This window comes from Primorskyibacter marinus, from assembly GCF_003313245.1.
Taxonomy (GTDB): Bacteria; Pseudomonadota; Alphaproteobacteria; order Rhodobacterales; family Rhodobacteraceae; genus Primorskyibacter; species Primorskyibacter marinus.
Genome location: NZ_QJSD01000020.1, coordinates 16,329 through 40,278, shown reverse-complemented (window position 1 = coordinate 40,278; position 23,950 = coordinate 16,329). Strand labels below are relative to the sequence as shown.

Below are 23,950 nucleotides of genomic sequence, written 5' to 3'. Positions count from 1 at the left end.
GCTGTGATCCCCAGCGTTATCTGGCGGTGTTCCTTCAGCGCTAAGTGGCGCCAATTACCAGCGTGGAGCGTGCGGCCTCGACGACGTCGTCAGTAACGAGTGATAGCTCGTTGATCTTTAGGATGCGTTCTATTTGGACAAAGAGGCGATGCAGCAGCCGGAAGTTCCCGCCGGTGATGCGGGCAATGGATGCGATCGCTTGGTGATCAGTAAAGTCGGCGGCGTCCAGTTGCAGGCCGAGTTTTCGCCAGTGGCGGGTGAGGACGAAGGTCAGTTCATCCCCCTTCAGCGCGCGATAGTGGTGTGCGAAGCCGATCCGGCTGTAGAGCTGCGGATAGCGTTCCAGTTTTCGTTCCAGGCCGGGCATTCCGATCAGGATAACGCCGATACCGGTCCGGTCGAAGATATCGCGCACATGTTCAAGACTTTGCGTCGAAAGTCGTTCGGCCTCATCGACTACCAGAACTTCTATAGACCCTTGAGCATGGCGTTCCGGAATAACCATGCTCGGATTGAGCGCCAGATCGATGGAACCTTCTGCGCGGGTTATAAGACGGCGTAAATCTTCCCGAACCTCCCGAACCGGGCCGCCGACTGTCGGTGTGTAGAAAACTGTGCGTGACTTGGCCAATGCCTCATAGGCGATGGCGTCCGATGCGTCGCGTGGCCCCCACTCCGTCAGGAGCGCTTCGGCCTTGTCCCACCGGGCGAAACGCCGCGCCGACATCGTTTTTCCGACACCAGCCGTGCCGAAGCAGATTCCGATATACCGGTGTTTCTGCACCGCAGCTGCGAACTCGACAAAGCGGCGATGCTCTTTCGTGGCGATGAATGTGCCATTGCGCTGTCCCGTCATTGTCAATCATCAGACTGATAGGTTCGGAGTTTCGACTTGCGTTGCGGTCGAGGCGCGGTCTCGGTCGTCCTGCGGGCTGTTCCCTCCGGGAAATATTCCGCAACGACGCCGACCCGTTCATTAACCTGCTGGCGCAGGGCCCGCCGCTGCGCCGCACGGGCTGTCTGTATGTCTTTCAGCGTGATCGTCTCATGGGCATGTTTCGGGCTGATGGCGCGGCACAGGAAGCGGTTCTTGTGGAAGACGCGGATCTCACCAAGGTCGCGCGGATCATATCGGATCGTGACGCTTTCGCCGACATAGGGAGCAAGGATCGTGCTCATGAAGCGCAGCCCTTGAAAATGCACACCGTCGCGGCGCACGAGCCGAGGCTTTGCGACCATGACGAGTAACAGGTCGAGGTCGTCAATAGTGTTGGGCATTTGAGGAAGCCAACCGTCGGCGCACCACGACGTCAGCGGCGGCAGCCCCGTTTCGCGATGAGTGCGAGAATTGTAGGTCTCCGTGATCCACGCGCCGATGACGGCATTGAGATCGGCCAGCGACAGTTTCGGCGATGTTGCTGGTTTCCCGTTCACGACGTTGCCGGAGAGCTCCGGAAGCAGTTCGGTGTTCAATGTGCCGAAAAAACGCTCAATTTTTCCGCGCCCCTGCGGTCGCGCTACGGCGGAATGGATGATCTGGAACCGCAGGCTGGCAGCTGCCTGTTCGAGATGTTCTGATGTGAAGTCGCTCCCGTGATCGACATAGAGAATTTCTGGAATCCCGCAGATCGGCCAGTCCGGATTCAGCTTGCGCCAGATGGCCTGTCGAAGCGCCAAGGACGTTTGCAGAGCCGACGGTGCGCCGAGAAATACTAGGTATCCAGCGATTGCGCGGGAATAGTCGTCCATAATCGCAGTCAGCCAAGGCCGCACCGATTTTCCGTTCGCGTCGATGATCAATATATCCAGCATCGTATGATCCGCTTGCCAGAGCGCATTCGGTGCGCTCGCTCTGTGTCGGTGGATCAGCTCGAAGCGGTCTCGATAGGCGCACGCCCCATCCTGCGCTAGCGTGACCATCGCAGGACCGAGTGCCTGTACGATGGAATGAACGGTGCCATAGGATGGAACTGACCAATCCCTGCTTTTGGCAACAGTTTCAGCGCGTCGATAGATTGCGGCACAGGACAGCCGGGGCTTGCGAAGCGCGAGCCCCTCGATCAAAGTGATCAGTGGCCCGGGTAGCTTGCGAGTGCCGCGATCAGATCGCGCTCTGACCTTCAATCCGTCCAGACCTTCCAGCCTGTATCGCGACAACCAGCGTTGCGCCGTCCGGATCGGCACATCGGCCGCGCGGGCGGCAGTGGTCAGAGAAACGCCCTCTTCCAGATGGGGTCGCAGAGCGGCGAACCGGCGCATCGCTTCGTCCATTCTGCATCTCCAATCTGTCCGAAAGGGGAACGCTGAGCGGACGCCGTCTCGCCTCGGGCCCACACCTTATATTTAAGGGGAAAATCGATTCTCATTTAGCTGGTACGGTGATAGTATCATTTAACGGGCCTTTTTCGTTACAATTCTACATGGCTCCAGAATAATTTTTCCGAAGGACGCCCCCATGTCTGAAACTCGTATTGGATACGCCCGATGCTCGACCGATAAACAGGACCTTGCCGCTCAGAAGGCAACCCTCCTGCATCTCGGTGTGGCTGAGGACCGCACCTATACTGACCATGGCTTGACCGGAACGAACCGCGAGCGGCCAGGACTGGCGCAGGCCTTGGCCGCCGTAAGAGCCGGCGACACGCTGGTGGTCCCAAAACTCGACCGGCTGGCAAGGTCGGTTCCGGACGCTCGCTCCATCGCAGACGAGTTGGCAAAGCGCGGGGTTAGGCTTGCCTTAGGGGCGTCGGTCTATGATCCGCACGATCCGATGGGAAAGATGTTCTTTAACATTCTTGCCACCTTCGCCGAGTTCGAGGCTGACCTGATCCGCATGCGCACCAAAGAGGGCATGGCAGTCGCCCGCGCTAAGGGGAAGCTGAAGGGCAAGAAGCCCAAGCTGTCGGATCGCCGCCAGACAGAGTTGCGGCGCATGTATGACACGGGCGACTACTCCATCAGCGATCTGGCAGAACTGTTCGATGTTTCGCGGCCGACAGTCTATCGCGTCCTACAACGGACGCCGAGCGCCGAAGTATCCATCGAAGCGCGCTAGCTGACCTTCGCCGCGCTCTACATCAACAACTGCTCTGCGGACAAACCGGAATTGTGCGGCTGCAGATATTGCTCACGCAGAATATTGTCGCGCTTGCAGCGACATGGGTGCGGCGATGCGGTGGATTTCACCAAACCGGTCTTGCGATGCGTTGGAACCGAGCGAAATCAAACTCGCCGTTCACGGCACCTCTCCTAAGACCGCTTTTGGAAGTTCACATTTGCTGCAGCATGTATCTATGGGCTCTGTAACAGGGCTCAATGCGAGCTCAATTTCCTCGATGTCTCTCGTGAGCTGATTTAGTGTTGTGATGAAAAGTGTTTCGAGACACAGAACTCGCTGATATCTAAACCTGCTGACCTGCAGGACGATCCAACACACAGTCAGAACAAAGTATCTACAACAGAGTCCTCAGTATCGCTTGGCTGAGTGAATCCCAAGTCCTTGCGTAGTTCTGCAGGTGACATTCCGAAGAGTTTTTTTATCGTTCTGGAAAAGTGAGGCATACTTTTGAACCCACATTTGAAGGCGATTTCGGATTGCGCGAGACCAGATTGAATTAGGAGTTGTCGCGCGGTTGAAGCCCGCACTCGCCATAAATAGCGCGAGGGCGTAATTCCTATATGCTTTTTAAAGGCGCTGATCAGATATTGCTGCGTAATACCTGAATTACGGGCGATTGTCGGCATATCTAGTTTTTCGTCAGAAATATTCTCCTTTATAAATCGACGAGCAATAAGGATCGCTTTGGGAATTTTTCTGTCTGCCTCGGATTGATGAGCTTCAACCAGAAATGCACGAAGGGCAGCGTGACCAATCGCATCTCGCATTGCATTAAGTTCTGGTCCAGAAGAATGACCTGCTTCTAGTCCGATCTCCTGCAATTGAGCTAGCCTTTGAGTTGTCGACACCGTCTCGTAGCCGTGACACATCTGGCGAAATTCAAGTTTCTGCAGGCGCGGTAAAAACCCTTCGCACCAAATCGCAGTCGTGCACTCGCCCTTGCGATAGTGAAATTCAAACTTTTCATTTGCAACGGCAACGCCAGTTTGTCCTGCCGCGACTAGAATTTCGGCGTCTTCCGTACGCATGATGCAGCAACCTTGTTCAACCGTTAATAGTGACAGGTACGGGCGCAAGATAGGGCCGAAGACACCTCCGTTAGGGTAAGTCATTTTGCCGAAGGAATATCCGCGAACGTAGTTGAGTAGCTGGTCCATAAAATCAATCAAAGATCAAAATGCCGAATAGTGGTTCTGTGACATGGCGACGCAAGTGATCACCATTCAGACACAGAGATGGGTGGTGGCAAAGATTAATATGCACTGGATATTAATTTCAGGCAACAAAAGTCGCGATTCAGTCATTTTAAAGTTGATTTAGGTCAACAACATTGTGGGCATCAATAGCCTCTTCAAGCCTCCAAGGGGCTGCCAGCCAATTTCGCCAGTATGGAGAATAACGGATGTTCCAAGCCACAAATCACTCAAAGTACGCAGGTGATCTGCCACGAAACTGTACCTTTGATGAGAGCGATTGGCGGATTTTGGCATCGTTCTGGCATCCCGTGGCTTTTGCTCATGAGATCGAGGACAAACCGGTCAATGCGCGGCTGTTGGATGTTGATCTGGTGATCTACAGGACGTCGGAAGGTATCTCGGTTGCACGTGACATCTGTCCTCACCGCGGCACACGGCTAAGCGGTGGCTGGATGGATGGCGACACCCTGGTATGCCCCATGCATGGGTTGTGTTTCGATCATTCGGGTCAATGCACCAAAATTCCGTCCATAGCCGATCCGAATGCAAAAATTCCGCCAAAGATGCGCCTGATGTCGCTGAAATCCGAAGTGCGCTATGGTATCGTCTTTGCCTGCCTTTCGGACGAACCCGCACATCCGTTGCCTGTCTGGCCCGGGATTGAAGACGAGAGCCTGAAAAATCTCTACATTCCAAGCGGTACTTGGCATGCCGCGGCAAGCCGACATGTCGAGAATTTCAACGATGTCGCCCATTTCCCGTGGGTACATCAGGGTACTTTCGGCGGCAAGACGGCAGATCCAATCCCTCCTTATAAAGTCGAAAAGACGGATTACGGCCTCAGCTTTCAGTTGCCTTATCTGGAAGGAGGCAATCGTTTTCCGGATGATGTCGAGGGGAGTGAGCGCCAAGTGACTTATACTTATCAGCTGACGCTGCCATTCTCGACCATCATCATCATCGCGCCAAATGACAGCGATTACCGTCAGTATTTTGCGGACACGGTCTGCCCTGTCTCTGCGCATGAAACTCGTATTTTCCAGGTCTGCACCGATACGACAAGCGATCCGGATGCCGATTTCCTTGTGAAAGAGTCCTTGTTGATCAACGACGAAGACAAGCCGATGGTCGAAGGCCAGCGGCCAGAGGATTTGCCGCTGGATCTGACCGAGGAAATCCACATTCCGGCGGACCGGATGTCTGTCGAATACCGCCGAACCTTGGCCAAGCTTGGCCTGGGCGCGCCGATGGCAAGCTGAAGACGGTTGGAGGTCCGAAAGATGAACAGCGGTTTGCTCGAGGTAAAAGTTGCTGCGAAAACGATGCTCGCAAAGGATATCGCCGGGTTCGAGCTTGTTCATGCAGACGGTTCCTCCCTGCCCGGATTTACGGCGGGTTCTCATATAGATGTGCATTTGGGTGATGGCCTCATCCGGCAATACTCATTGTGGAATGATCCATCGGAATCACATCGCTACTGTCTGGGCGTTCTGAAGGAAGAAGCCGGTCGCGGCGGTTCGGCGGCCATGCATGAACTGACCGTGGGCGCAACGCTTTCGATAAGCGTGCCGCGCAACAATTTCGAACTGAACGATTCCGCCAAGCACTCACTGCTCCTGGCTGGGGGTATCGGGATTACGCCTATCCTCGGCATGGCGCAGGCGCTGCATGAACGGGGCGAAAGCTTTGCGTTGCACTATTGCGCCCGTTCGCCCGAACGTATGGCATTCAAAGGCATGGTCAAATTGTCCGGGTTTGCAGAAAACGCCCATCTGCATTTTGACAACGGTCCCGCCAAGCAAAAATTCGATATCGATGCGCTTAGGCAGCCGCCCGAAGAAGGGACGCACCTATATGTCTGCGGACCCACCGGGTTCATGGATGCCGTACTGGCATCGGCAAGTGATGCCTGGCCTGCCTCCAGCCTTCATCGCGAGTATTTTACCGCAGACCTGCAGGCTGTCGACGGCGAGGACCGGCCCTTTCAGATCAAGCTGGATTCCACCGGAGATGTACTCGACGTACCCGCCGACCGGACAATCGTAGAAGTGCTGGCTGACGCCGGTATAGAGATTCCCACATCATGCGAACAGGGAATTTGCGGAACCTGCCTGACGCCGGTTCTGCAAGGCACACCGGATCACCGTGATCTAGTGCTGACAGAAGAGGAACATGCCGACAACGATCAAATGACGCTTTGCTGCTCGCGTGCGTTGACCGATCTGCTGGTTTTGGACCTGTGAGAAACCTAAACGGGAGGAAAAAATGAAAAAACGTAAATTCTTGTCGATAGCCGGCGCCAGTGCCATCGCACTGTCCTCGGTCTTCGTTTCGGCACAAACGGCCGCCGCTGACGATCCGACGGATCTTAACATCGCGATCATCCTATCGGCGGGGATCGAATCCCCCTGGGACGGCACTCTGATTGACTCGCTTGAACGCGTGAAGGCGGAAAAACCCCATGGGCTTGACATGAACTGGCAATATACCGATCCGCTATGGGGTGACGACGCGGGTGAAGCGATGCGCCTCTTCGCTGAATCGGGTGAGTTCGACGTCATCTGGGCCCATTCGACATATTCCGACCAAGTCAAAAAGCTGAAGGACGAGTTTCCGGATATTCTTTTCGTCGTGGTTGGCTCGGGCAACGAGGGATTGGGCGGCAACCAATACTGGGTGTATAAGCGTATTCACGAAGCCTCCTATGTTCTGGGTGTCATGGCCGGCAAACTGACCGAAAGCAACACGCTCGGTGTCGTGGGGACATTCCCGGCAGACGACGTGAACGATGAGATCAACTCGTTCTTTGCGGGAGCTCGGTCGGTCAACGAAAACATTGTCCAGAAAGTCGCCTTCATCGAGAGCTGGTATGATCCGGGTAAAGCGGCAGAAATGACCTCCGCCCAGATATCAACGGGGGCTGATATCATCTTTTCTCTCGCGGCCAATTTCAAACCCTGTGAAGAGGCGGAAATTTTGTGCTTTGCCAATTTCGGGGACCAACACAGCTATTCACCTGAAACGATCGTATCCAGCGCGCTTGCATTCTGGGACCCTGACGTGAACTGGATCATCGACGAATGGTGGGACAAACAGGTGAACGGCGAACCCTACGACGGGAACACCGACATCATCTGGCGTGGCATGGCTGATGGTGGAGCTGGTATCGCCCCTTATCAGGCGCTTGCAGATAAGGTGCCGGACGACGTGAAGGCCTTGGTCGATGCGACGATCGCCGAAATAAAATCCGGATCGCTCGTCGTCGACGTCAACGTCAAAAATCCGGTTTCAAACTGATCGGCACTCCCTGCCGATCTCGCGCCCGCTCATAACCTCCTCCTCCCTGGGCGGGCGCAACTTATCGAAAAGCCATCGGAACCGAGTCATCATGTCCACACTTCTGAAAGCCGTAAATCTAACAAAACGCTTCCCAGGTGTCATCGCCAACGAGGACGTGAACTTTGAGCTGAAGCCGGGTGAGGTACACTGCCTCTTCGGTGAAAATGGTGCGGGAAAATCCACACTTTCGTCATGTCTGTTTGGCTTCTACCAGCCAGAAGGCGGCCACATCGAATTTAATGGCAAGCCCGTGGCCTTTCGGTCGCCACGCGACGCCATTCATATCGGTATCGGAATGGTCCATCAGCATTTTGTGCTGGTTAGCGAGTTCACCGTTCTCGAAAACATTGTTGTGGGCACACACGAGGCGGGATGGAAACTACAGATGCAAGAAGCCAGGGCAAGGGTCGAGGAGCTTTGCCGGGAATACGAAATCGATCTGGATATTGATGCCAACGTGCGTGATCTGGCCGTCGGTCAGCAGCAGTGGGTTGAGATGCTCAAGGCGCTCTATCTCGACGCCCGGGTTTTGATTCTGGATGAACCGACGGCGGTGCTCACACCGGAAGAGTCGCGAAAACTTTTTCGGATCATCGATCATATGTGCGAGTTGGGCCTGTCGATCCTGCTCATCAGCCACAAGATGGTCGAAGTCATGCGGTCGGATCGGGTCACGGTCCTGCGCAAGGGAAAGGTCGTGGGAACGGTAAAGCCGTCGGATGTTACCCCGGACGAATTGACACGCATGATGGTGGGGCGGGACGTGGATTTACGGGTCGCGCGCGACCGCTCTGATGACCGCGACCGAACAGAGCCGCCGGTTCTGATCGTGGAAAATCTTGTCTATCGCGACGGGCGGGGAAAACTGGCGCTTGACGATGTCAGCCTGGCAATCAGGAAAGGGGAGATATTGGGTCTGGCAGGCGTGTCGGGCAATGGGCAGAAAGAGCTGTTTGAATCACTTTCAGGTGTCCTGATCCCTGACAGCGGCAGCATCATATTGGGTGGTGAACAGATCAAAGGCCTGCCCTCGCGCCACTACATGGATCGAGGTGTGGGACTGGTGCCCGATGACAGGTTTCGCGAAGGCCTGATCCCGGAGTTCAATATTCGCGAAAACATGATCCTAGGGTGGCAGCGCCACGATGACTATACCAAGGGTCCATTCCTGGATCACAAGCAGATCGGCACGATCGCTGATGGCCTGATCGATGAGTTCCAGATTACGACACCATCCGGATTGACGCCAGTCAATCACCTGTCGGGTGGAAATGCGCAAAAGGTAATTCTAGCAAGAGAATTTGTGCATTCCAGAAAGCTGCTGCTGGCCAACCAACCGACACGTGGCCTCGATCTCGGGGTTATCGAGTATGTCTACAAGCAGATCATTGTCAAGCGCGACGAAGGCTATGCCGTTCTATTGGCCTCAGAAGAACTTGAAGACCTCCTTAATCTATCGGACCGGATTGCCGTGATATCAAGCGGACGGATAACCGGCGTGGTCGATCCGCAATCAACCACGATAGAAGAAATTGGCCTCTTGATGGCAGGCGGGCAACAGGGGGTCGCAGCATGACCAGCATCAATGAACCGGCTGAAAACCTTTTCCCGGAGCCGGTGCCGAAATGGCGGATCGAGCGTCGGGTAAATCCCAAGCGGTCCTGGACTTTTGCCATGTATGCGCTGGCGACACTCTTCGGATTGTTCCTATCCGCATTGCTGCTTTTGACGAGCGGGGCGGATGTTTTCAAAGCCTATTCCGCGCTTCTGAAGGGCGCCTTCGGTAGTGAGAAAGCCCTTTATGCCACGATGGCGAAGGCAACACCGCTGATCCTGACCGGGTTGGCGACCGTTGTCGCCTTTCGCGCCCAGGTCTGGAGCATTGGCCAGGAGGGTCAGGTCTATGCCGGGGCGATGGGCGCCTATCTTGGTTGCCTTGTATTCATTGGGCTGCCGGCATGGCTTTATGTCTGTCTTATCATCCTCAGCGGCATGATCGGCGGCGCGCTGCTAGGAACAACCGCAGCGATTCTGAAAGACCGGTTCGACGTAAACGAAATCATTTCGACCGTCATGATGAATTACCTGATCGTGTTCCTGTTGTCGTATCTGATCGGAGGCGGCCCCTGGACCGAGGTTTCCACGACAGTCGTCTATCAGCAAACCGGCCCGATTCCGGCCGCGTCGGAACTCCCCTATCTGCTGGGCAGCACGAAACTGCATTTGGGATTTATCCTTGCGTTGACCGCAGCATTGGTTTGCTACGTCCTTCTGGAAAAAACCCCCTTGGGATACGAAATCCGCGCGATGGGGTTCAATCCGATCGCCCTGGCCTATCGCGGCACGAATATTGGCCGGACCATCATCATCGTTATGGCAGTAAGCGGTGCGATTGCGGGACTGGCCGGGGTGTCTGAAATCTTTGGAACTGCCCACCGCCTCCGCGCCGATACGCTTTATGGCCTGGGCTATACCGGCATCATCATCGGCATGATCGGAGGATTGCGTCCGCTTGGCACGGTCGTGGCGGGCATCGTCTTCGGCGGGCTTGCCAGCGGGGGTCTCTACATGAAGCTGCTGGCTCAAGTGCCGGATGCATTGGTCCCGGCCATGCAAGGCATCCTGCTGCTCGCCTTCCTCTGCGCGGGAGTTGCAGCACGCTACAAACTCGTGAGGACCGAGAAAGATGTCTGAGTTGTTTCAGGAAGCCATTCTTGTCAGCATTCTGGCCGGAACAGTGCGCATCATGACGCCCATTCTGTTTGCTGCCATTGGCGAGTTGGTCACGCAACGCGCAGGTATCTGGAACATGGGCGTCGAAGGCACCATGCTGATGGGAGCGTTTACCGCCTACATCGTTGCAACGGCAACCGGCTCGATATGGCTCGCTGTCCTTGCCTCAATGGTCGTTGGAGGCCTCGTTGGTCTTCTGACCGCGTTTATGACGGCAACGATGCGCGTAGACCATTTCATCACGGGTCTGGGGATTAACCTGCTGGTCGCCGGCCTGACGCTTTACTGGTTCCGCATCTATATCAAGGGGCGGGCGCAACCGACCTTTGACGGTTTCGAGAATGTTCCCATTCCGGTCCTTTCTTCGATCCCTTGGCTGGGGGAAATTCTCTTTTCGCAGCGGTTGCTGACTTATGTTGCATTTGCCGCGGTGCCTGCCATCTGGTTCCTACTCTATCGGACACGTTGGGGGCTTGAACTGCGCTGCCTCGGCGAAAACCCCAAGGCACTGGATATTAAAGGACTCAGCGTCACCGGGCGTCAATACATTGCCGTGCTGATCGGGAGTGTAATGACAGGATTGGGCGGCGGGTTTCTGATGCTGGGCTTCTCCGACCGTTACCTAGCAGATATCACGGCAGGACGTGGTTGGTTGGCCATCGTAGCCATCATTGCCGGAAACTGGCTGCCTCGTGGCGTTCTTGCCGCCGTGCTTGTCTTTGCGCTGCTCGAAAGCATTGCGACACATGTCCAAGTACTGGGGCTCAATGTGCCGCACCAGATCTTCCTGGCGATGCCGTATCTTGCCTCGATCCTGCTGTTGATGGGGTTGCGCAGAAAATCCAGCCAACCCTTGCGCTTAGGCATTCCCTATTTCCGTTGAGCAATGAATGGAGCCCACGACATGACCGAATTGAAATGTACAGACCCAGTGATCCTGAACCAGTGGCATCCGCTTAGTTCAATCGACGAAATCACGCCGGGCTTAATCCATTCGACCATGCTTCTGGAAGAAAATATTTCCTATGGCATGGACACAGACGGAAATGCTTATGCTTGGCCATTTGATAACCAACTTCCAACGCGGAGCCGGTTAACCTCGAAAACGGTCCGCAATCCGCTACCCATACATATCGCGCACGGCTACGTCTGGACGTCGCTTGGAGAGCCGCCTGAAACGCTGTTCTCATTTGAGGAATATTACGAGGCCGATCGTATAAATGTGCCGACGGGTGTGTTTGGCGTGAATGTTTCCGCTGGCCGTGCCGTCGAGAACTTTTTGGACATGAGTCACTTTCCTTATGTTCATACCGGCATTCTTGGGGAAGAGCCGCATACCGAGGTTAAGGAGTATGCAGTTGAGGTTTCAGAAACTCGTGACGAAGTGTTGGCTACACAGTGCCAATTCTATCAACCAAAGGCCGCGCTAGCTTCTGAAGGCGGTGCGATGGTCGATTACACGTATCGGGTGCCGCACGTAAACTGCGCATTGCTCTACAAATCCAGCCCCAACGATGCGTCACGCAGTGACGTGATCTATATGTTCCTGCAACCCATGAGCCAGGATTGGGTGCGCGCGCATACAGGGATGTGCGTCATCGATGAAGACAACACCTACGAGAGTATTCGGTATTTCCAGCAGGTGATCTTCGGGCAGGACAAGCCGATATTGGAAAACCAGTATCCGAAGCGGCTTCCGCTGGATCCCAGATCCGAAACTCCAATTCGAGCCGACAAAACGGCCATCGCGTTTCGACGCTGGTTGAGTCGGAAGGGTCTGCGCTACGGCGTGATCCCTGCAGCAGCATAGAAAGAGGGTATGTCATGACGACAGATCTGACTACTTGGCACCCGATTGCATCAAGCACTGATCTCCCGATGCGGCACATTTATCATGGACAGCTTTGGGGGCGCGAAATGGCAGTGTGGCGGGCCGACGACGGCCACGTCAATGTCTGGGAAAACCGGTGTTTGCACCGGGGCGTGCGCCTGACGGTCGGCCTGAACGAAGGTCGTGAGCTGAGGTGTCTCTATCACGGCTGGCGCTACGCCAACCGGACGGCTGGCTGCACTTACATCCCTGCGCACCCGGCTGATGCACCAGCGCGGACAATCTGTAACAACACGTATTCAGCAGTGGAATCACATGGTTTGGTTTGGTCTGCCGTTGATCCGATCGGAGAATTCGAAGCGCCAGCTGTGTTGAATGGCAATGACGTTTTGGCGCTTCGACCAATACCGGTAAAAGCCGCCCCTGACATTGCTTTGAAACATGCTAAGTCTTATCGCTTTTCTCCAATTGGCGAGGGGTGCGCCGATGTCACTTTGGTTGAAGAAACTGATAATCACGTCCAATTGCACGCTAAGCAAGACCAGTCAAAAGCAACGCTTCTGCTGTTTGTCCAGCCGGTGGATGCCGGGCGATCCATCTTGCGTGGCGTGTTAACAGACCAGCCAGCCGACGCCGGCAACATTTTGCGCCATCATAATCGCAGGATGCAAGCGCTGCGCGATGTCATCGAGGCGGAAGCCACAATGCTGCCGGTCCCGGAACCAATTGAAGTTCAGTTTTCGAAGGTCGACGAAGAACTAGCCAAAATGCCAGCCCGCGCGAAATCTGGTCCAAAAGCTGAATTGCGTGTCTCTGTGGCGCATAAATGGGATGCCTCTGAAGGTGTCGCGGGTTTTCGGCTGGAGGCGCTGAATGGACAGCTGCCCACTTTCCAACCCGGAGCGCATATCGACCTGCATATGCCCAACGGGATGTCACGCCAATATTCTCTGACCAATGCACCTGGCGAAACCGATTTTTATCGGATTGGCGTCAAGCGGGAACCGGACTCACGCGGCGGTTCGGAATGCATGCACAATGCTGTTCAGGCAGGAGATGTGCTTGCAATCTCTGCGCCCCGCAACAATTTCCCGCTTCGGCGCGATGCATTGAAAACAATTCTTGTTGCCGGCGGCATCGGGATCACGCCGATGCTGGCCATGGCCCAAACCCTTCACGTTCAGGGGTTGGGCTATGAGCTGCATTATTTCGCGCAATCCGAGGCGCATTTGTCCTTCCCGGATGTGCTGAAAACATTTGGCAGCAATCTGATCCCACATATTGGACTTGATCCGGCATCGACGGGCGGCGCGCTGAAGGAATTGCTGTCCGGCTACGACTACGCGCACCACCTGTACATTTGCGGCCCCGGCCCAATGCTTGAAGCCACCCGAAAAATCGCTGCCGAAGCCGGTTGGCCCGAAGACGCGGTGCATTTCGAATACTTCAAGAACACCAAGGAAATAGACGACAGTTCCACTTTCGAAGTGGCGCTTGCACGGTCGGCACTCACGCTGCAAGTGCCAGCAGGCAGGACCATTCTTGAAATTCTTCAGGAAAACGGGATCGAGGCACCCAGTTCCTGCGAGCAGGGGGCGTGCGGCACCTGCCTGACAACGGTAATCGAAGGCGAGCCCGATCATCAGGACGTCTATCTTTCCGACAGCGAGAAGGCGTCGAACCAGAAAATCATCACCTGCGTGTCACGAGCCAAGTCAAAGCGGCTTGTGCTGGATATCTGAGGAGGCCGAAATGAAACTCTATGACTACGAGCTTTCGGGGAATTGCTTCAAGATCAGATTGTTCCTGAACATTCTTGGTATCGAATATGAAAGCCAAACCGTCGATTTCTATCCGGGGCTTGAGCATAAATCGCCCGAGTTTCTCCAGTTGAATCCACTAGGACAATTGCCGGTCATCGAGGATGAGGGCAAGGTCCTGCGCGATGCCCAGGCCATACTGACCTATCTGGCGGTAAAATATGATGCGAGCGGCCTATGGTATCCCGTCTCTGACCCTGGCCGCTTGGGAGAGGTTGCGCAATGGCTCGCCTTTGCCGACGGCATCACCGGAACGGCTTCGGCTGCGCGACTGCATGATGGGCTGTTCTATGAACTGGATGTCGAAGCCGCGCGCGCCGGTGCCCATCGTTTGTTCCGCATCCTTGACGAACATTTGTGGTTTGCCGAACGGGTCGGCCGCGATTGGCTTGTGCCTGGCGACCATCCCACGATCGCGGACATTGCTTGTTTCCCCTACGTGGCGCTCTCGGAGGAAGGGGGTATTTACAGACAGGGTTACCCTGCAATCCGGCGCTGGTGCGACCGGGTGAAACGGATACAGGGCTTTGTCGGCATGTCCGGCATTTTCACGACAAGCCACGCGGCCTGAGATCACTAAATCAATGAACTTAATTAGCAGGAGAATCGCTATGCGAACACGTGCGGCAGTTGCCGTTGAGGCGGGCAAACCGCTGGAAGTTATGGAAGTGAACCTCGACGGCCCCAGGACGGGCGAGGTTTTGGTCGAGATCAAGGCGACCGGTCTTTGTCACACCGACGAATTCACCCGCTCGGGTGATGACCCCGAGGGGATCTTCCCAGCGATCCTGGGCCATGAGGGCGCGGGTGTTGTCGTCGAGGTGGGTGAAGGTGTCACCAGCCTTGAGGTCGGTGATCACGTGATTCCTCTCTACACGCCCGAATGCCGTGAATGCGATTACTGCCTAAACCCCAAAACCAATCTCTGCCAGTCGATCCGCGCGACGCAAGGCGCCGGGCTGCTGCCCGATGGCTCGACCCGGTTCTCGATGCTCGACGGCACGCCGATTCACCATTACATGGGGTGTTCGACCTTCGCCAACCACACGGTCGTGCCCGAGATCGCCCTGGCCAAGATCCGTAAGGACGCGCCTTTCGACAAGGTCTGCTACATCGGCTGCGGCGTGACCACCGGCATCGGCGCGGTGATTAATACCGCTAAGGTCGAGATCGGCAGCCGCGCTGTCGTCTTTGGCCTGGGCGGCATCGGGCTCAACGTGATCCAAGGCCTGCGCATGGCAGGCGCCGACCAGATCGTTGGCGTGGACCTGAATGACGACAAGGAAGTAATGGCCCGCCAGTTTGGCCTGACCGATTTCGTGAACCCGTCGAAGGTCGATGGTGACATGGTCACGCACTTGGTCGAACTGACCGGAGGCGGAGCGGATTACACGTTCGATGCCACTGGCAACGTAAACGTCATGCGCACTGCGCTGGAAGCCGCCCACAAGGGCTGGGGCGAAAGTGTCATCATCGGCGTGGCCCCTGCCGGCGCCGAAATTGCCACTCGCCCGTTTCAGCTGGTCACCGGTCGGGTCTGGCGCGGCACAGCCTTCGGCGGCGCGTCGGGGCGGACGGATGTGCCCAAGATCGTCGACTGGTACATGGACGGCAAGATCGAGATCGACCCAATGATCACCCATAAGCTGACACTCGACCAGATCAACGAAGGCTTCGAGCTGATGCACAAGGGCGAAAGCATCCGCGCCGTCGTGGAATTCTGATCGATGGAACTGATCGAAAGTACGACATGCTTCGGCGGAAAGAACGCGGTCTACAGGCATCCATCTGATGCCTGTGGCTGTGACATGACTTTTGGCATCTACCTGCCTCCACAGGCCGAGACATCTTCAGTGCCGGTACTCTGGTACCTGTCGGGTCTGACCTGCACCCACGAAAACGCGATGTCCAAAGCTGGGTTGCAGCAATTTGCTGCCCGGCGCGGGGTAGCGCTGGTCTTTCCAGACACCTCTCCGCGCGGCGAGCATGTAGCCGATGACGAGGCCTATGATCTGGGCAAGGGCGCCGGGTTTTATGTGAATGCCACCCAAAAGCCCTGGGCCTCGCATTTCCGAATGTATGACTATGTCGTCAAGGAACTGTTCCAGATTATCTGCAGCCGCTTCCCTGTCACCGAAAGACACGGGATCACCGGCCACTCCATGGGCGGACACGGCGCGCTGACACTGGCGATGCTCAACCCCAGGAAATATCAATCCGTTTCGGCGTTTGCACCGATTGCCAACCCGACGGCCTCAGACTGGGGCAGCAAACAACTGGCAAGCTATTTGGGGGATGATAAGAAACTCTGGGCTGACCACGATGCCAGCCTTCTTTTGGCAGACAGGGGCTGGTCGAAAGACATCCTGGTGGATCAGGGCGCTGACGATCAGTTTTACGCCCTGCTGAAACCTAAAACACTAACAGCAGCCGCCGAAGCAGCAGGCGTGCCGGTCACTTATCGCGAGGCAGCTGGCTACAACCACAGCTACTATTTCGTCGCCTCCTTTGCCGAAGATCATCTCAATTGGCACGCTGATAGATTGATGTACCGATCAAAGGTCTTCCGCGCCGACCAACGCTTTGACAGAAGCGGGACGAAGCGTCGCTTTGAACGGTAAAAAAGATGAAGCACACAACTCACGACTTTTCAATAACGCAAGAGACAGGGGGGGCGCAGAGCGACAGCACAATTGCGATTGTTGTTCTCGATGGGTTTTCTACACTGAGTCTGGGTGCAATTGTCGAACCGCTTCATTTTTTCAGGAAAAAATTCCCCAGTATCGCGCCCAAGTTTCTACTAGTCGGCGGGCGCGATAAAGCCGTCAGATCGCAAAGCGGCGTTGCGTTTTTTTGCGATGAAACGCTTGCTGAGTTTTCTCTCCGATTGAGCAAGAGAAACGGGGTGTTAGCCATCTGCTTTTGCTGTGATTCTTACCAGCGGTTGGAGGAAAGTTCTGATATCCTGAGCCTGCTAAGGCGGTCCAAACGGTCTGGTATGGCGCTTTATGGGATCGGGCGCGCGTCGTGGATATTCGCGAAAATGGGGCTATTGGATGGGCACAAGGCTACCACGCATTGGTCCTCGCTGGTTGCGTTCTCTGAAAGCTTTTCTGATGTGTCCGCCAGGAACGTTCTATTTGTCTCCAACGGATCGACGACAACATGTGCCGGTGAATTGGCGGCCCTGGACATGATCATCCACTCTATTGCCAAGATCTCGCGAGAAGCCGCGCAATACGTATGCAATCAACTGCTGATTTCCTATCCGCGCGACCCTGACATCCGTCAGCCTGGATCTCAGGTCGACAGGCTTCGGCATGTCCCTGAAGCTCTGAGGGCTGCAGTCAGGCTAATGTCACAAAACATTGAGGAACCACTCTCAAAAGAGGAAATAGCAAATACGTGTGGGACGTCCGTAAGAAGCATTGAACGGCAGTTTGAAGTGCATCTCGGCAAATCGCCAATGCAATTCTATACAAGCCTGAAACTAGAGCGCGCTTACGAGCTGATGTCTCAGACCAACTTGCCTCTAAGAGAAGTTTCCATCGCCAGCGGATTCCGATCGTTCGGGAATTTCTCAAAACAATTCAAAAGAGAATACAGGTGCACACCATCCAAGTTCCGGCGGTAAACGTCAAATCCAGCGGTTGGTGAGCTTGCAGCTACGTCTTGACCGGTGATCTGTGAGCCTGCGTAATGATTCTCGTTTCGGTCTACATGGATGGCCGATCTTTTATGTTGCCTTGCAGCACTGAGAAATACGCAGCCGCGGAAATATTAGTGCTGCGAGCGCACGCTGCGAGATTTGCAAACTTCTCCTTTGGGCTCAAACCGGACTTTTGCCGCGCAAAGCGCGGATGACAGCTACGCTGCTTCCAGCACCAGCCTACGCCACTTGGCCATAAAGAAAGTGCGCCAAACATCGCGGAAGATCACACGGCGCTCTTGGCCATTGATACGTTTCCTTAACCCATATCGAAATCAAAGATACGCAATGGAGTAATCGAAGGCAAAAGAAACATGGCCCACCGGACCATCCTGACGCCGAAGCAACGGGAGGTCCTGTTCGGCCTTCCCGCGGACGAGGCGCAGCTGCTCAAGCACTATACGCTATCGGATGAAGACCTCGATCATATCGGCCAGCGCAGGCGCCCGAGAAACCGGCTTGGTTTTGCACTGCAGCTTTGCGCGCTGCGCTATCCCGGACGCGCTCTGCTGCCTGGTGAGGTCATCCCAGTCGGGATCACCGACTTTCTTGCCGCGCAGCTCGGTCTCAAGGACGCCGACCTCGACGCCTATGCCGCCCGCGAAGAAACGCGGCACGAGCACATGGCCAGCCTGCGTCAGCTCTACGGCTACAGGACCTTCTCCGGCCGCGGTGCCCGCGATCTGAAGCTCTGGCTCCACGGCCAGGCCGAGCACGCCGTTTCCAACGAAGACATCGCCCGCCGTTTCGTCGAGGAATGCCGGAGAACCCTGACCATCCTTCCCGCCATATCGACCATCGAGCGCCTCTGCGCCGACGCGCTCGTCGCCGCCGAGAAAAGGATAGAGACGAGGATTGCGGATCGCTTGAGCGATGACGAATGCGTGGCCCTCGACGATCTGCTGTCCGAGATGGTCGAGGATCGGCTGACCCGGTTCGTCTGGCTGCGCAAGTTCGAGGTCGGCAACAATTCGGCCGCTGCACGCCGGCTGCTCGACCGGCTCGATTACCTTCGCAAGATCGACGTTTCGCCGGATGCGTTCCACGATGTTCCGGATCATCGCATCACCCGCCTGCGTCGGCAGGGTGAACGCTATTTCGCGGACGGATTGCGTGATCTGCCGGGCGACCGCCGCCACGCAATCCTTGCCGTCTGCGTATCGGAATGGCGACGCGCGATCGCCGATGCCGTGGTCGAGACACATGACCGGATCGTCGGCAGGACCTGGCGGGAGGCCGCCCGGCTGTGCGATGACCGCATGGACGGAGCGCAACCGGAGGTCCAGAAGACCTTGCGCTCGTTCCGCGACATGGGAGCGGCCCTTCTCGAAGCGAAGAACGACGACGTGTCTCTTGAGGACGCCATCTCGTCCAGTCCGGGATGGACGGATTTGCAGACTCTCGTCGCTGTCGCGGCCCGATTGACGGATACGCTGTCATCGGACCCGATTACCCATGTCGTTCAGGGGCATAAGCGGTTTCGTCGATACGCGCCCCGGATGCTGCGGCTTCTTGAAATCGACGGGGCGGACGTGGCCAAACCCCTTCTGGATGCGGCCGAGCTGATCCGGCTCGACAGGGCTCACAGCCGGCCGACGGACTTTCTGCGGCGCACGTCGAAGTGGCACCGCCATTTGAAGACCCAGACCTCCGGGGACGGCCGCCTGTGGGAGGTCGCGGTCATGTGCCATCTGCGGGACGCGTTCCGCTCAGGCGATATCTGGCTGGAACGCTCCCGGCGTTACGGCGATCTGAAACAGGTGTTGGTGCCTGCGCAGGCCGCAGAGGCAAACGCGCGGCTCGCCGTCCCCTTCGATCCCGAGGACTGGCTGGCCGATCGCCATGCGCGAATGGAACTCGGTCTCGAAAAGCTGGCCAAGGCCGCGAAAGCGGGCGCGATCCCCGGCGGATCAATCGAAAACGGCGTGCTTCATCTGAGCCGGTTGCCGACAGCGCCGCCGCAGGGGGCCGATGACCTGCTGTCCGATCTCTACCGCCGCATACCGGAGACGCGGATCACCGACATCATGCTGGAGGTGGACCGCGCGACTGGGTTCACCGAGGCGTTCACGCATCTCAGGACCGGTGCGCCGCCGAAGGATCGGATCGGGCTGATGAACGTGCTTCTGGCCGAAGGTCTTAACCTCGGTCTGAGCAAGATGGCCGAGGCCAGCAATTCCCACGGCTTCTGGGAACTGATGAGGATTTCGCGCTGGCACGTGGAAAGCGATGCTTATGCCCGCGCGTTGGCGGGCGTCGTCGAAGCGCAGGCCGCTCTGCCGATGGCCAGGTTCTGGGGCATGGGCACGACTGCCTCCAGCGACGGACAGTTCTTCCCCACCGCCCGGCAAGGCGAGGCGATGAACCTGATCAACGCGAAATACGGGCGCGAGCCGGGGCTGAAGGCCTACACGCATGTCTCCGACCAGTTCGCGCCCTTTGCGTCGCAGACCATTCCGGCCACAGTCAGCGAAGCGCCCTACATCCTGGATGGGCTGCTGAACAACGAGGTCGGCAAACGGATTAGGGAGCAGTATGCCGATACCGGGGGCTTCACCGATCACGTTTTCGCCGTCACCTCGATACTCGGCCACCGATTCATTCCGCGCATCCGCGATCTGCCCTCCAAGCGCCTCTACGTCTTCGAGCCGAAGGCCGTGCCTTCGAACCTGCGTGGTCTGGCGGGCGGCACGATCCGGGAGAACCTGATCGCGTCCAACTGGCCCGACATCCTGCGGATCGCGGCGACCATGACGGCCGGGACCGTCGCGCCCAGTCAGATCCTGCGCAAGCTGGCGTCCTATCCCCGCCAGAACGACCTTGCCGTCGCCTTGCGCGAGGTCGGCCGCGTCGAACGGACGCTGTTCATGATCGAATGGGTCCTGAACACCGACATGCAACGCCGCGTCCAGATCGGCCTCAACAAGGGCGAAGCGCACCACGCGCTGAAGAACGCTCTGCGGATCGGCCGACAGGGCGAAATCCGCGACAGGACGGCCGAGGGCCAACATTTTCGGATGGCCGCGCTCAACCTCCTCGCCGCAATCGTCATCCACTGGAACACAGCCCGCCTGGGCGAGGCCGTCACACAGCGCCAGCGTGCGAAGCTCCCGGTCCCGCCCGATCTGCTGGCGCACACCTCGCCCCTCGGCTGGGCCCACATCCTTCTCACCGGCGAATACAAATGGCCGAAGAGGTAGAAGCCACAGCTGCCGTTCGCAGCGCCGCGCTCGAACTCACACTATGCGGACTTTCCTGACTTTCGCTGCGACCGCGCGGTGTGAGATTTGCGCAGTAGCCTCACGGCGATCCTGAGATCGGTGCCGTCAGGCAGCCTCGTAGCTGGAGAAGACCTTCGTCCCGCCATCTCCGAGGATCAGGAACACGTCGTAGGCTTCCCGCTCATGCTCTGGCCCCATGCCCGGTGATCCATAAGGCATGCCGGGCACGGCGAGACCGACGGCATCGGGGCGCTCGGAGAGGAGCCTTCGGATGTCGGCCGTCGGCACATGCCCCTCGATCATGTAGCCCTCGACCTCGCCGGTGTGACAGGAGGTCATCTTCTGGGGGATGCCGTTCTCGAGCTTGTACCGGATCAGGAGCGTGCCGTAGCTGCGCTCGGTGGTGACGGTGAAGCCGTCCTCCTTCAGGAGCTCGATCCAAGCGGTGCAGCAGCCGCAATTGGGATCTTTCAGGACGTGGATTGCCGGAGAGCTTTGGGACAGACCGGCGGTCGGCCCTGTCGCGGCGAAGCACGCGGCGGAAGCCATCATGGCGCGGCGGGTGAGGATCATCGGTGTCTCCCTTTCAGGTCGTTGCGGTTGCGTGATCGGGGCGTGTCTCAGCGGTCAGACCGACGTGCCCCGCAGGTTCAGGCGTGCGGGTGGGACGGAAGAACAGCAGCCGCAGGGCGTTCATCGTCACCAGCACGGTGGCACCGGTATCCGCGAGGATTGCGATCCAAAGGCCGGTGATCCCGAGCACGGTAGTCACGAGGAATACCGCCTTGAGGCCGAGCGCAATCGCGATGTTCTGGCGGATGTTCGACATGGTCGCACGGGAGAGGCGGATCTTGCCCGGCACATCGGTCACGCGGTTGCGCAGGATCGCCGCGTCGGCCGTCTCGAGCGCCACGTCGGTGCCCGAGCCCATGGCAACGCCAACATGCGCGGCGGCGAGCGCCGGCGCATCGTTGATCCCGTCGCCGATCATCATCACGCGGGCCTCCGCCCTCAGGTCGCGGATCGCCGTCACCTTGTCCTCCGGCATCAGTTCCGAACGATGTTCGATCCCGAGCCCTTCAGCGATGGCTTGGGCCGTGCGCGGGTTGTCCCCCGTCAGCATGACCGAAGATATGCCGAGCCCGCGCAGTTGCGCGATAGCGTCCGCCGCGTCGGCGCGCGGCTCGTCCCTGAGCGCGATGAGGCCCTGAGGCACGTCTTCGCGCAACACGATGACCACCGTCTTGCCCTCAGCTTCCAGCGCCGCCACGCGGGTCCGCAGGTCGTCCGTGAGGGCACCGCGCTCGTTCGCCAGCCGCGGGGAGCCCACGCTGACGGTCACGCCGTCGAGGGAGGCTTCCGCCCCCTTGCCGGGAAGCGCGCGGCAGCCGGTGGCCGTCGCCGCGCCCACGCCTCGCCGCTCGGCTTCAGCGCAGATCGCCTGCCCGAGCGGGTGGCTCGCGCCGCTCTCGACCCCGGCGGCAAGCGCCATGAGGTCGTCGCCGCTTCCACTCAACACAGAGACATCTGTCACGCGGGGCCTGCCATGTGTGAGCGTCCCGGTCTTGTCGAAGGCGACATGGGTCGTGCGGGCCGCCGCCTCGATCACCGAGCCGCCCTTCATCAGCAGGCCATTGCGCGCTCCCGTGGACAGGGCCGAGGCAATCGAGGCTGGCACCGAGATCACCAGCGCACAGGGGCAGCCGATCAGCAGCAGCGCAAGCGCTCGGTAGATCCAGTCACCCCAAGCCAGCCCGAAGGCCAGCGGCGGAACGATAGCGACGAGAACAGCGACTCCGACCACAGCGGGCATGTAGACCCGGCTGAACATGTCGATGAAGCGCTCGGTGGGTGCGCGGGCGCTCTCGGCCTCTTCCACGAGGCGGACAATGCGGGAGATGGTGTTGTCCTCGGCCGACCTCAGCACCCGCACGCGCAGCAGAGCTTCGGTGTTGATCGACCCCGCGAAGACCTCCGCGCCCGGCTCCTTGAGGCTCGGGACGCTCTCGCCGGTCACTGGGCTCTCGTCGACACCCGACGTGCCCTCGATCACCTCGCCGTCGCAGGGCACGCGGTCACCGGGCCGGACTTGCACGAGCTGACCTAACTGGAGCTTCTCGGCCGCGATCTCTCGTGTCTTGCCTCCCACTTCGAGCCGTGCCGTCTTCGGCACGAGCTTCGAGAGGGCGCGAATACTGTCGCGCGCCTTGCTCGCAGAGACTCCTTCCAGGAGTTCGCCCACGGCGAAGAGGAAAACGACGACCGCCGCCTCTTCCGGCTCACCGATGATCAGCGCGCCACCAGCGGCGATGGTCATCAACATCTCGATGGTGATGGGCATGCCGGCCCGCGTCATGGCCAAGGCGCGCTGCGCCACGGGCAAAATCCCAACCAGTGTCGCCAGCACGAACGCCCAATGCGCGATCTCAGCCGGCAGGACGAGCCTTGACGCCCAAGCCGCCGCGAGCAATACGCCGGTGCCGAGCACGAGGCGACCCTTGGATGTCTTTAACCAGGAGGTCGGCGCGTCATCGGTGGGCCCAGTGATCTCCTCCAGTTCGCTGTCGATTTCCACGGCCTCCGCCGCATCCGGAAAGGCGCCATCCGGCAGGACAAAGCCGCCCTTGGGCTTCTCTGGCCGCGCGCCCTTTGGCGCGATCCCGAAGCCGACTCCGCGCACTGCCTTCTCGATGTGCTCTGGCGGTGTCTGTGTCTCATCGAGCGTCAGTCGCAACCGCTCGGCCATCAGGGCGACGTCAACACGCTCGACGCCAGGCAGGCGCTCGACTGCGCCGCGCACCTTGGCGGCGCATGAACCGCAATCCATGCCTGTCACACGCCACTCGCGTTGTCCTGTGCTCACGTCTGCCATGACGATTCTCCGTCGTGATTCTTCGATCGGAACTCGATATACGACCTACAGCCACTGTAGCTTCAAGCCGGCGAAGAGGTTTTCCGTAGCTTCAACGACGGGGGATAAGAC

At 57.9% G+C, this 23,950-nt stretch carries 19 protein-coding genes; 14 read left to right on the top strand and 5 right to left on the bottom strand.

Annotation, left to right across the window (positions count from 1 at the left end; genetic code table 11):
* Positions 1-40: 40 nt before the first annotated feature.
* Positions 41-856: an AAA family ATPase gene (locus DMZ65_RS16825; RefSeq protein ID WP_025031068.1), complete on the bottom strand. Its 816-nt coding sequence runs from the start codon at positions 854-856 to the stop codon at positions 41-43.
* Positions 857-858: 2 nt separating this feature from the next.
* Complete coding sequence (locus DMZ65_RS16820; protein WP_157960614.1) at positions 859-2,271, bottom strand: TnsB C-terminal domain-containing protein; 1,413 nt, start codon at positions 2,269-2,271, stop codon at positions 859-861.
* A gap of 184 nt (positions 2,272-2,455) precedes the next feature.
* Here DMZ65_RS16820 and DMZ65_RS16815 point away from each other — a divergent pair, with 184 nt between their 5' ends.
* Positions 2,456-3,055, top strand: coding sequence for a recombinase family protein (locus DMZ65_RS16815; RefSeq protein WP_116599034.1), 600 nt, complete (start codon positions 2,456-2,458; stop codon positions 3,053-3,055).
* A 383-nt stretch (positions 3,056-3,438) separates the two neighbouring features.
* Here the strand turns inward: DMZ65_RS16815 and DMZ65_RS16810 are convergent, their stop codons facing one another.
* Complete coding sequence (locus DMZ65_RS16810; protein ID WP_116599033.1) at positions 3,439-4,275, bottom strand: helix-turn-helix transcriptional regulator; 837 nt, start codon at positions 4,273-4,275, stop codon at positions 3,439-3,441.
* A 347-nt stretch (positions 4,276-4,622) separates the two neighbouring features.
* On the opposite strand from DMZ65_RS16810, the gene DMZ65_RS16805 reads away from it, so the two are divergent.
* The 13 genes from DMZ65_RS16805 (at position 4,623) to DMZ65_RS16745 (ending at position 20,946) form a co-directional block, all read left to right on the top strand.
* Positions 4,623-5,573 carry a Rieske 2Fe-2S domain-containing protein gene (locus DMZ65_RS16805; RefSeq protein WP_157960613.1) on the top strand — a complete coding sequence of 317 codons (951 nt, stop codon included), beginning with the start codon at positions 4,623-4,625 and terminating at the stop codon, positions 5,571-5,573.
* Between the two features lie 21 nt (positions 5,574-5,594).
* Positions 5,595-6,557, top strand: coding sequence for a PDR/VanB family oxidoreductase (locus DMZ65_RS16800; protein WP_116599031.1), 963 nt, complete (start codon positions 5,595-5,597; stop codon positions 6,555-6,557).
* A gap of 22 nt (positions 6,558-6,579) precedes the next feature.
* Positions 6,580-7,611, top strand: coding sequence for a BMP family lipoprotein (locus tag DMZ65_RS16795; protein WP_116599030.1), 1,032 nt, complete (start codon positions 6,580-6,582; stop codon positions 7,609-7,611).
* A 91-nt stretch (positions 7,612-7,702) separates the two neighbouring features.
* Positions 7,703-9,229, top strand: coding sequence for an ABC transporter ATP-binding protein (locus DMZ65_RS16790; protein WP_116599029.1), 1,527 nt, complete (start codon positions 7,703-7,705; stop codon positions 9,227-9,229).
* Positions 9,226-10,347: an ABC transporter permease gene (locus DMZ65_RS16785; RefSeq protein WP_116599028.1), complete on the top strand. Its 1,122-nt coding sequence runs from the start codon at positions 9,226-9,228 to the stop codon at positions 10,345-10,347. Before DMZ65_RS16790 ends, DMZ65_RS16785 begins: the two co-directional genes overlap by 4 nt.
* Complete coding sequence (locus tag DMZ65_RS16780) at positions 10,340-11,269, top strand: ABC transporter permease (RefSeq protein WP_116599027.1); 930 nt, start codon at positions 10,340-10,342, stop codon at positions 11,267-11,269. The genes DMZ65_RS16785 and DMZ65_RS16780 overlap by 8 nt, the downstream gene beginning before the upstream one ends.
* Positions 11,270-11,290: 21 nt before the next feature.
* Entirely contained in the window at positions 11,291-12,196 is a 906-nt protein-coding gene (locus DMZ65_RS16775; protein ID WP_116599114.1) for an aromatic ring-hydroxylating oxygenase subunit alpha, read from the top strand.
* A gap of 14 nt (positions 12,197-12,210) precedes the next feature.
* On the top strand, positions 12,211-13,959 hold the full coding sequence (locus DMZ65_RS16770) for a Rieske 2Fe-2S domain-containing protein (protein ID WP_116599026.1): 1,749 nt from the start codon (positions 12,211-12,213) through the stop codon (positions 13,957-13,959).
* A gap of 10 nt (positions 13,960-13,969) precedes the next feature.
* A complete protein-coding gene (locus DMZ65_RS16765) occupies positions 13,970-14,608 on the top strand; it encodes a glutathione S-transferase family protein (protein ID WP_116599025.1) in 639 nt (212 codons plus the stop codon).
* Between the two features lie 40 nt (positions 14,609-14,648).
* A complete protein-coding gene (locus tag DMZ65_RS16760) occupies positions 14,649-15,761 on the top strand; it encodes an S-(hydroxymethyl)glutathione dehydrogenase/class III alcohol dehydrogenase (protein WP_116599024.1) in 1,113 nt (370 codons plus the stop codon).
* 3 nt (positions 15,762-15,764) lie between these two features.
* A complete protein-coding gene (gene fghA, locus DMZ65_RS16755) occupies positions 15,765-16,658 on the top strand; it encodes an S-formylglutathione hydrolase (protein ID WP_116599023.1) in 894 nt (297 codons plus the stop codon).
* 5 nt (positions 16,659-16,663) lie between these two features.
* The gene (locus tag DMZ65_RS16750) at positions 16,664-17,671 is read left to right on the top strand and encodes a GlxA family transcriptional regulator (protein ID WP_116599022.1); all 1,008 of its coding nucleotides are present in this window, start codon (positions 16,664-16,666) and stop codon (positions 17,669-17,671) included.
* Between the two features lie 389 nt (positions 17,672-18,060).
* On the top strand, positions 18,061-20,946 hold the full coding sequence (locus DMZ65_RS16745) for a Tn3 family transposase (RefSeq protein ID WP_116599950.1): 2,886 nt from the start codon (positions 18,061-18,063) through the stop codon (positions 20,944-20,946).
* A 126-nt stretch (positions 20,947-21,072) separates the two neighbouring features.
* Here the strand turns inward: DMZ65_RS16745 and DMZ65_RS16740 are convergent, their stop codons facing one another.
* Both DMZ65_RS16740 and DMZ65_RS16735 read right to left on the bottom strand, forming a co-directional pair.
* The gene (locus tag DMZ65_RS16740) at positions 21,073-21,540 is read right to left on the bottom strand and encodes a DUF411 domain-containing protein (RefSeq protein ID WP_116599949.1); all 468 of its coding nucleotides are present in this window, start codon (positions 21,538-21,540) and stop codon (positions 21,073-21,075) included.
* Between the two features lie 13 nt (positions 21,541-21,553).
* Positions 21,554-23,839, bottom strand: a complete 2,286-nt coding sequence (locus DMZ65_RS16735) for a heavy metal translocating P-type ATPase (protein ID WP_116599948.1) — start codon at positions 23,837-23,839, stop codon at positions 21,554-21,556.
* Positions 23,840-23,950: the final 111 nt, after the last annotated feature.

What these genes read in the sequence shown, in the direction of transcription:
- DMZ65_RS16760 (WP_116599024.1), top strand. Translation starts at nt 14,649, where the DNA reads ATGCGAACACGTGCGGCAGTTGCCGTTGAGGCGGGCAAACCGCTGGAA.
- DMZ65_RS16780 (WP_116599027.1), top strand. Translation starts at nt 10,340, where the DNA reads ATGTCTGAGTTGTTTCAGGAAGCCATTCTTGTCAGCATTCTGGCCGGA.
- DMZ65_RS16815 (WP_116599034.1), top strand. Translation starts at nt 2,456, where the DNA reads ATGTCTGAAACTCGTATTGGATACGCCCGATGCTCGACCGATAAACAG.
- DMZ65_RS16795 (WP_116599030.1), top strand. Translation starts at nt 6,580, where the DNA reads ATGAAAAAACGTAAATTCTTGTCGATAGCCGGCGCCAGTGCCATCGCA.
- DMZ65_RS16810 (WP_116599033.1), bottom strand. Translation starts at nt 4,275, where the DNA reads ATGGACCAGCTACTCAACTACGTTCGCGGATATTCCTTCGGCAAAATG.
- DMZ65_RS16750 (WP_116599022.1), top strand. Translation starts at nt 16,664, where the DNA reads ATGAAGCACACAACTCACGACTTTTCAATAACGCAAGAGACAGGGGGG.
- DMZ65_RS16735 (WP_116599948.1), bottom strand. Translation starts at nt 23,839, where the DNA reads ATGGCAGACGTGAGCACAGGACAACGCGAGTGGCGTGTGACAGGCATG.
- DMZ65_RS16775 (WP_116599114.1), top strand. Translation starts at nt 11,291, where the DNA reads ATGACCGAATTGAAATGTACAGACCCAGTGATCCTGAACCAGTGGCAT.
- DMZ65_RS16745 (WP_116599950.1), top strand. Translation starts at nt 18,061, where the DNA reads ATGGCCCACCGGACCATCCTGACGCCGAAGCAACGGGAGGTCCTGTTC.
- fghA (WP_116599023.1), top strand. Translation starts at nt 15,765, where the DNA reads ATGGAACTGATCGAAAGTACGACATGCTTCGGCGGAAAGAACGCGGTC.
- DMZ65_RS16740 (WP_116599949.1), bottom strand. Translation starts at nt 21,540, where the DNA reads ATGATCCTCACCCGCCGCGCCATGATGGCTTCCGCCGCGTGCTTCGCC.
- DMZ65_RS16770 (WP_116599026.1), top strand. Translation starts at nt 12,211, where the DNA reads ATGACGACAGATCTGACTACTTGGCACCCGATTGCATCAAGCACTGAT.
- DMZ65_RS16820 (WP_157960614.1), bottom strand. Translation starts at nt 2,271, where the DNA reads ATGGACGAAGCGATGCGCCGGTTCGCCGCTCTGCGACCCCATCTGGAA.
- DMZ65_RS16790 (WP_116599029.1), top strand. Translation starts at nt 7,703, where the DNA reads ATGTCCACACTTCTGAAAGCCGTAAATCTAACAAAACGCTTCCCAGGT.
- DMZ65_RS16765 (WP_116599025.1), top strand. Translation starts at nt 13,970, where the DNA reads ATGAAACTCTATGACTACGAGCTTTCGGGGAATTGCTTCAAGATCAGA.
- DMZ65_RS16785 (WP_116599028.1), top strand. Translation starts at nt 9,226, where the DNA reads ATGACCAGCATCAATGAACCGGCTGAAAACCTTTTCCCGGAGCCGGTG.
- DMZ65_RS16800 (WP_116599031.1), top strand. Translation starts at nt 5,595, where the DNA reads ATGAACAGCGGTTTGCTCGAGGTAAAAGTTGCTGCGAAAACGATGCTC.
- DMZ65_RS16825 (WP_025031068.1), bottom strand. Translation starts at nt 856, where the DNA reads ATGACGGGACAGCGCAATGGCACATTCATCGCCACGAAAGAGCATCGC.